General features: G+C 57.8%; 5 protein-coding genes and 1 pseudogene. 3 read left to right on the forward strand and 3 right to left on the reverse strand.

The window, feature by feature from the left end; genetic code table 11:
- The first annotated feature begins 392 nt into the window (after positions 1-392).
- Both AC13CY_RS06200 and AC13CY_RS06205 read left to right on the forward strand, forming a co-directional pair.
- Positions 393-638: a hypothetical protein gene (locus tag AC13CY_RS06200; protein WP_136632012.1), complete on the forward strand. Its 246-nt coding sequence runs from the start codon at positions 393-395 to the stop codon at positions 636-638.
- Entirely contained in the window at positions 616-3,096 is a 2,481-nt protein-coding gene (locus AC13CY_RS06205) for a heavy metal translocating P-type ATPase (protein WP_008173696.1), read from the forward strand. Before AC13CY_RS06200 ends, AC13CY_RS06205 begins: the two co-directional genes overlap by 23 nt.
- A gap of 247 nt (positions 3,097-3,343) precedes the next feature.
- Here AC13CY_RS06205 and AC13CY_RS06210 read toward each other — a convergent pair whose 3' ends face one another.
- The 3 genes from AC13CY_RS06210 to AC13CY_RS06220 all read right to left on the reverse strand — a co-directional run bounded on the left by AC13CY_RS06210 (position 3,344) and on the right by AC13CY_RS06220 (position 5,703).
- Positions 3,344-4,777, reverse strand: coding sequence for an alkaline phosphatase D family protein (locus AC13CY_RS06210; protein ID WP_074211047.1), 1,434 nt, complete (start codon positions 4,775-4,777; stop codon positions 3,344-3,346).
- Between the two features lie 31 nt (positions 4,778-4,808).
- On the reverse strand, positions 4,809-5,252 hold the full coding sequence (locus AC13CY_RS06215; protein ID WP_039882014.1) for a hypothetical protein: 444 nt from the start codon (positions 5,250-5,252) through the stop codon (positions 4,809-4,811).
- A gap of 181 nt (positions 5,253-5,433) precedes the next feature.
- Positions 5,434-5,703: a TFIIB-type zinc ribbon-containing protein gene (locus AC13CY_RS06220; protein WP_172515652.1), complete on the reverse strand. Its 270-nt coding sequence runs from the start codon at positions 5,701-5,703 to the stop codon at positions 5,434-5,436.
- Between the two features lie 292 nt (positions 5,704-5,995).
- Here AC13CY_RS06220 and AC13CY_RS06225 point away from each other — a divergent pair.
- A pseudogene (locus AC13CY_RS06225) lies at positions 5,996-6,639 on the forward strand (IS1380-like element ISMaq3 family transposase); the annotation flags it as partial.

Below are 6,639 nucleotides of genomic sequence, written 5' to 3' on the forward strand. Positions count from 1 at the left end.
GAGTGGCGAGAAGGTCAGTTTTTGAGGTACCATTTTGGATAGCGGCTTTTAGTGTGGGTTTTTGTGTAGGAACTTGAATTCTAACACTTTAAGCCGCTTCTTCCTTCCTCATGCTACCTTCTTCATGAGAAATCCGGGCTAGGGAACTGGATGCCCGTGAGGCCCAAGAACACATCACACAGGGATATCATGTAGAAAATCAGTAGAGGAGGCAATAACGCGTCAGCTCGCATTGCGCTTGCAATAAGCCCCATGTACTCCATGTCGATTGGTGTCGCGTATTGTCAACCTGACGCACACACCGGGCAGAAGCGACAAGCAGTGAATTCGGTGCAGAATATATCATCTACGCCTACTTGAACGGATAAAGACAAAAACACTGGAGAAAGAAGTTGGCTTGGAAATTTCAGTTGCAGCTTGCGAGCAAAACAATCGCCAGCACGGTGTTGGGCGGGCTGACCGGAATGGATCGGTTATGGCACCGCCGCGAAGCCAGCATGATAGCCTACGCGGCAGCAGCGTTGTGTGCCTGCGGCTTTGCGTTTGTCTCGCAGCATATTCCAGGTACCGATCCCAGTCGCGTTTTGGTTTCAACAAAAGATAGGATGTGCAACCATGGAAAAAACACTTCGCCTTGACCTCCCGCTCCTCCTTCCCGACACGCCGGATGCGCATGGGGCTTGTGCACAGCGGCTAGCCGAGAGCCTGGAAACTCGTGAAGGTGTCTCTATCGCCCACGTTCGCAATACAGAAAGCGGTGGGGGCATGGAGCTATGTATTCATTACGACCCCGCATTGCTTTCGCTTGAACGAGTCCGCGAAGTCGCCAAGGCGTTCGGGGCAGAGATTACCTCTCAGTTCGGGCACCTCGTGTGGCAGGTTGAAGGTATTCCGGATCAACGTCGGGCAAGAGCGGTCAGCGCACAGCTGCGCAGTCTCCCGGGGGTTGTAGAGGCCGAGGCCAATGCCAAGGGGCCGCTGCGGATTGAATTTGATCGAAGGCAAACTGATGAAAACACTCTGCGCAATGCCCTTCAGAACATGAGACTGTCGCTGGTACAAGACGAATCCAGACCGCATGAGCCGACTGGAGAAGCACACGATCATGAGCATGGCGGCATATTTGGTGCGCAAACGGAACTTATTTTTGTGGCCTTGTGCGGTGCGCTGTTGCTGATTGGCTGGCTTTTGCCGAAGTTCGTGGCGACGCCGCCATGGGCACCCCTGTTCGTCCTCGTGCCCGCCTATTTCTTCGGCGGCTACTACGCCCTGCGCGAGGCTATTGACAGTGTGCGCACTGGCCGGTTCGAGATTGATTTTCTGATGCTGGTGGCGGCGGCGGGCGCGGCAGCGCTTGGTGAATGGGCCGAGGGCGCATTGTTGCTGCTCCTCTTCAGTCTTGGCCATGCGCTGGAAGGCTATGCCATGGGTCGCGCCAAGCGGGCCATCGAAGCGCTTGGCGCCCTGGCGCCCAAAACCGCCACCGTGCGCCGGGATGCCAAGGTCGAAGAGATCGCCGTCGATGCTTTGCGGGTCGGTGACATCGTGCTGGTGAAGCCGAACGAGCGTCTGGCCGCGGACGGGTTCGTCATCAAGGGTGAAAGCAGCGTCAATCAAGCACCGATCACAGGCGAGAGCGTGCCGGTGGACAAATCACCCGTCGGGGATGCGACCGTTGCCGCGGAAAAACCCGACCTCGTGGATGCCGAAAACCGTGTCTTTGCCGGTACGATCAACGGCGGCAGTGCGTTGGAAATTCAAGTCACGCGCACATCGGCGGATTCGACCCTCGCCCGCGTCGTCAAGATGGTGAACGAGGCCGAAACCAACCAATCGCCCACCCAGCGCCTGACCGACCGGTTCGAACGCATCTTTGTACCGGCGGTTCTGGTTCTTGCCGTTGCGCTTTTGTTTGCGGGCTTCGTCGTCGACGAACCTTTCAGCGACACCTTCTATCGCGCCATGGCTGTACTGGTAGCGGCAAGCCCCTGTGCGCTTGCGATCGCGACGCCAAGCGCGGTTCTCAGCGGGGTCGCACGCGCCGCCCGTGGCGGTGTTCTGATCAAAGGCGGTGCCCCGCTCGAAAATCTGGGGCGGCTGACGGCCATCGCCTTCGACAAGACCGGCACACTGACAGAAGGCAAGCCGAAGCTCGTCGATGTGGTGACGGCCGATGACGTAGCGGAAGAGGAGCTTCTGCGGGTGGCGGTTGGGGTCGAGATGTTGAGCGACCATCCCCTCGCCGCTGCCGTTGTCAGGGGTGGACGCGAACGCCTGGGCGATACGCCTGCCGCCGAGTCATTGAACCTGCGCAGCATTACGGGCCGCGGGGTCGTGGCAGACGTCGAGGGCGAGACAACCTACATCGGTAAGGATGACCTGTTCGCGGAGATTGGCGGCCCTGCCATTCCTCCTTCTCTGAAGATCCAAATAGAAGCATTGGAAGCGAACGGCCGCACCACGATGGTTGTTCGCCAAGGCGACCGATATCTTGGCGTGATTGGGCTGATGGATACGCCGCGCGAAGCGGCACCGGCGGTGATAGAGACGCTGCGCACGATCGGCATTCGCCGGATGATCATGATCTCTGGCGACAATCAGCAGGTCGCGGACGCTGTCGCGCGGGCTGTCGGCCTTGACGAGGCACGCGGTGATCTGATGCCCGATGATAAGGTGGAGACGATCAAAAAACTGCGCGCAGAGGCTAAAGTAGCGATGGTTGGCGACGGCGTCAACGACGCTCCCGCGATGGCGAACGCCACAGTCGGCATTGCCATGGGCGCGGCGGGCTCGGATGTCGCGCTGGAAACCGCCGATGTGGCTCTGATGGCGGATAACCTGAACCATTTGCCCTTCGCCGTGGCGTTGAGCCGGTCGACGAGCTCAATCATTCGACAGAACCTGTGGTTCAGCCTGGGCGTTGTTGCCTTGCTGGTTCCCGCGACGATTCTCGGTCTTGGGATTGGACCTGCGGTGGCGGTTCACGAAGGGTCGACTATTGTCGTCGTGTTCAACGCACTGCGCTTGCTCGCATTTCGTTTTGCTCCACCTGTTACACCCGTGGGTAGGGTATCCAATGCGGAAATGTCGGTGTAATCAACCAGACAACAGGAAGCCGTTGCAGGAAGCTCCCAATGAAGTGGATCGAACAAACTCTCGGACCACTCTTCCTGGATGGGGATACAAGGCGTGTTCATTTGTTCGAGCTTCTGCTTGACGTGAATGACGGATTGAAAAAGGCAGGTAATAACACACAATTTACAGGTCATTGGTGCTGGATCATCGGCTGCGCAAACTCCGACGACCGCGCTAGCGGCCTTACATACATGTGTGAAGATTATTATCACAGAATAAGGGGCGGTGTTATCCCGCTCTCTTCCAGAGCCCAACGGGCGCGCCATATATCTGAACGCCGCTCAAGCACCAGATAGTTGCGTTCCGCAATATAGCGCGACTTCTGACCGGGGATACATGGGATTCGGATCGGACACGCCTTGAGCGGCGATTCACCAAATTGTGCAAGGGCCCCCAGAATTCGTGCCCACACCCTTGGCGGGGCGCGATGCGCAATGCCCGAGGCAACCAGCTGGTGTAACCAGCGACCGGCGCCGAGCTTCATCGTGGCACGCGTCGCCAGGTGGATTTCCCCCGAAAGCACCGTGACATCATGGCCGTTGGCAAGCGCCATGTCCCGGATCACCCGAAGCATATCGCACCATTCGTCACGGTGAGCGCGGCTTTGCCACTGATCGCGCAGATCGTCCTCGTATTTCTGCATTTTGGGGATGGCGACCATCAGAGCCTCAAGCACCGACAGGCGTGGACCCAGCAACGGCACGCTGGACATCAGGAACGTGTGACCCTGCACCGGGGTCGAGGCCTCAGCTCGAATCATCTTCCAGCCGCCGTCCCCCATTACCTCGTGGCGCGTACGCTCCGACCTCATATCAGGTGCAAGGAGGCGCAGACCGGCTGTGCGAACACTCCAGCCCAGATGCAGCCCGGCAGGATCGTGGAACCGTTCAGGCAGATCACCATCTACTGCGGCATGCTGAAAGGTCAAAAAACTCTCGCGGGCAACATCAAACAGGATTTGGCCGACCGGTGTGTCGGTCTTCGACCCCGGTAGCGATCCCCAGCCATCGCAAATATCGTGGTCGTCCCACTGCATGAGAGACGGCACGCGCGCGGCGATCCAGACAAATTCCGGCGCACGATAAAGCGCCACGTAGCGCTCCAGGAAGCGTTCGCGCAAATAATGGCGCAAATCGGCAAGATCGGCGCGCGAAGGATCCTTGGGGATATGTTCGGGCCAGTCCTCGCTCAGGGGGTGACCCTCGGTGACTTGGTCAGCATAGACCTGATCGCCACCGTGCAGCAGCAGGGAAAACGGCGCGTTCCGGTGATCTTCTGTCAGGCGTGCCCACATCGCATTGCGCTCGGACCCTTCGCGCTCCAGATCGCCGATTTGCTCGCCGTTGCAGGACACATAGGCGATCCGTATATCGCCTCGAAAATCACTTGCCAAGGAGTAACTTTGGCCGTTCCAGGCATAACAGGACGAGCGGTTTGCGGGCAGGTCGAAGCGTGCTCGCCAAACGGTCATATGATCGTATTCCGCGAGGATTTCCGCTGTATGTACGCCGTGGACCGTTTCGATTGGCTCCGGGCACTCGCCATTGTCCGCAATGAAAAGGACAGAGAGCCGTAACACATATTTCTCGACATGGTCGAGAAAGAGAAGCGGTCCGGTCATGACCGGAGGTTCGGATGTCATGCGCAAGGTGGTTCCGATCAGTCTTCGGGCACTACTGTCGCCGTTGTCCTCGTCGCAGGACAGCGGGTATTGCAATCAGCGCGATCAGCCCTGCAACCCAAACCAGCAGAACGACCGTCTTGACAAGAAAATGAATCGATCCACCCGCCCAGCCGAGCAGCCCCTCAATATTGGCCGCATCACGTAAAGCCGTGGCTTCCTCCCCAAGGCCAAACCACTTCGCAAGCCCCGCTCCGGTATCGGCCAGTGGCCCGGCTGCACCGGAGATCCAGGAGAGGACCGGATCGACCAGCCACCAAGCGCCGAGCGAAAGCGCAGACCATATGACCAGCCCGGCCACGATGACCGAGGTCGGAATATTCAGCACCGGCAGGGCTCTGCGTTCGCGATAGCCGGAATGGTCATCGCCCTCATAATACCCACCCATGTCGCGATACCGTCTGTGTTTGGGTCGCCGGAAAAGATGATGTCCCATGATTTGCTTCCTCTAAGGGTGACGTTCACCTCCGCCAACACAACGTATCGCATCCTTGACCACCAGATGACCGCGGTGCGCGTCAAGGCCCCAGGTCAAAGTCCAGACGTAAGGATCCTGCGCCGCGGTGACACCAGGCAGGCCCATGTCCACCCGAGTTGCGCCGCCTGAACAAACCTGTCTAATCAAAAATTTCCGACAACCAGGACTTGCGGCGATACCCATGTTTGCCATGGCCTCCATGCTTGCCGTAACCGCCGTGCTTGTCATAGCCTCGGGGTTCTGGCTCGCGACGTGGTGGCGGCGCCAGTTCTACGGCACTACGCTCGATGATCTTGTCCAGCTCCCCCCGGTCCAGCCACACGCCCCGGCATTTGGGGCAATAATCAATTTCCACACCTTGTCGATCGGCCATCGTCAGATCAACACTCTCGCATACTGGACATTTCATGAGCTTCTCCTTTAGGTCAATCATCAGGGAAATCATAGTAGCACCATACTCACACCCCTTCACACTTGGGGCAACTAATCAAAATATTCTCCAGCATGTTATCGGCACCAACCATGATTAATTGGTGTGCCCAGAAGCCCCCTGCCCCCATTGAGCAGGTGATCTATTATCTGTTGTGAATCAAGGGGCAGTCTAGCCCGAATTTCTCATGAGGGGATAAAAGAAAGCGGCTGAAAGTGTTAAAATTTCAGGACCTTACACCATCAATCAACACCAACAACCGCTATCCAAAATGGTACCTCAAAAACTGACCTTCTCGCCACTTTCCCGCCGCCAGATTGAAACCGACTTCTCCGGAGGCCATATCACCTCCGATGCCGGCTTGCTGTTACTGCGCGAAGTCGACAAACAACACCGGTTAACCCAACGGCTGGCCGAGACTCTGACCGACCAGCGGGATCCCCGGATGATTCGTCATGAGCTCAAGTCCCTGGTCCGGCAACGGGTCTACGGTGTGGCCGGTGGCTACGAAGATCTGAATGACCATGAAGCCCTGCGCTTTGATCAGGCGCTACAAACCGCCACGGGTAACGCCTCCGCTCTGGCTGGCAAATCCACGCTGTGCCGAATGGAACAGGCAATGGACCGGCAAACCATTGTGAAGGCCCATGAGCTGCTCTGGCACCACTTTATTGAACAACACGAAGAGCCGCCGAAGGAAATCGTGCTGGATTTTGACGGCACCGATATCCCGGTGCATGGGGATCAGCCGGGTAAATTCTTTAACCGGTATTGCGACCATCACTGCTACTTCCCGCTTTACGTCTTCTGCGGTAGGCACTTGCTGGTGAGCTATCTGCGCACCAGCAATCGAGGTGATGCCCGGCACAGCTGGGCCATTCTGGCGCTGCTGGTGCGATTTATTCGCGAGTATTG

Source organism: Vreelandella sp. L-15, from assembly GCF_056857635.1.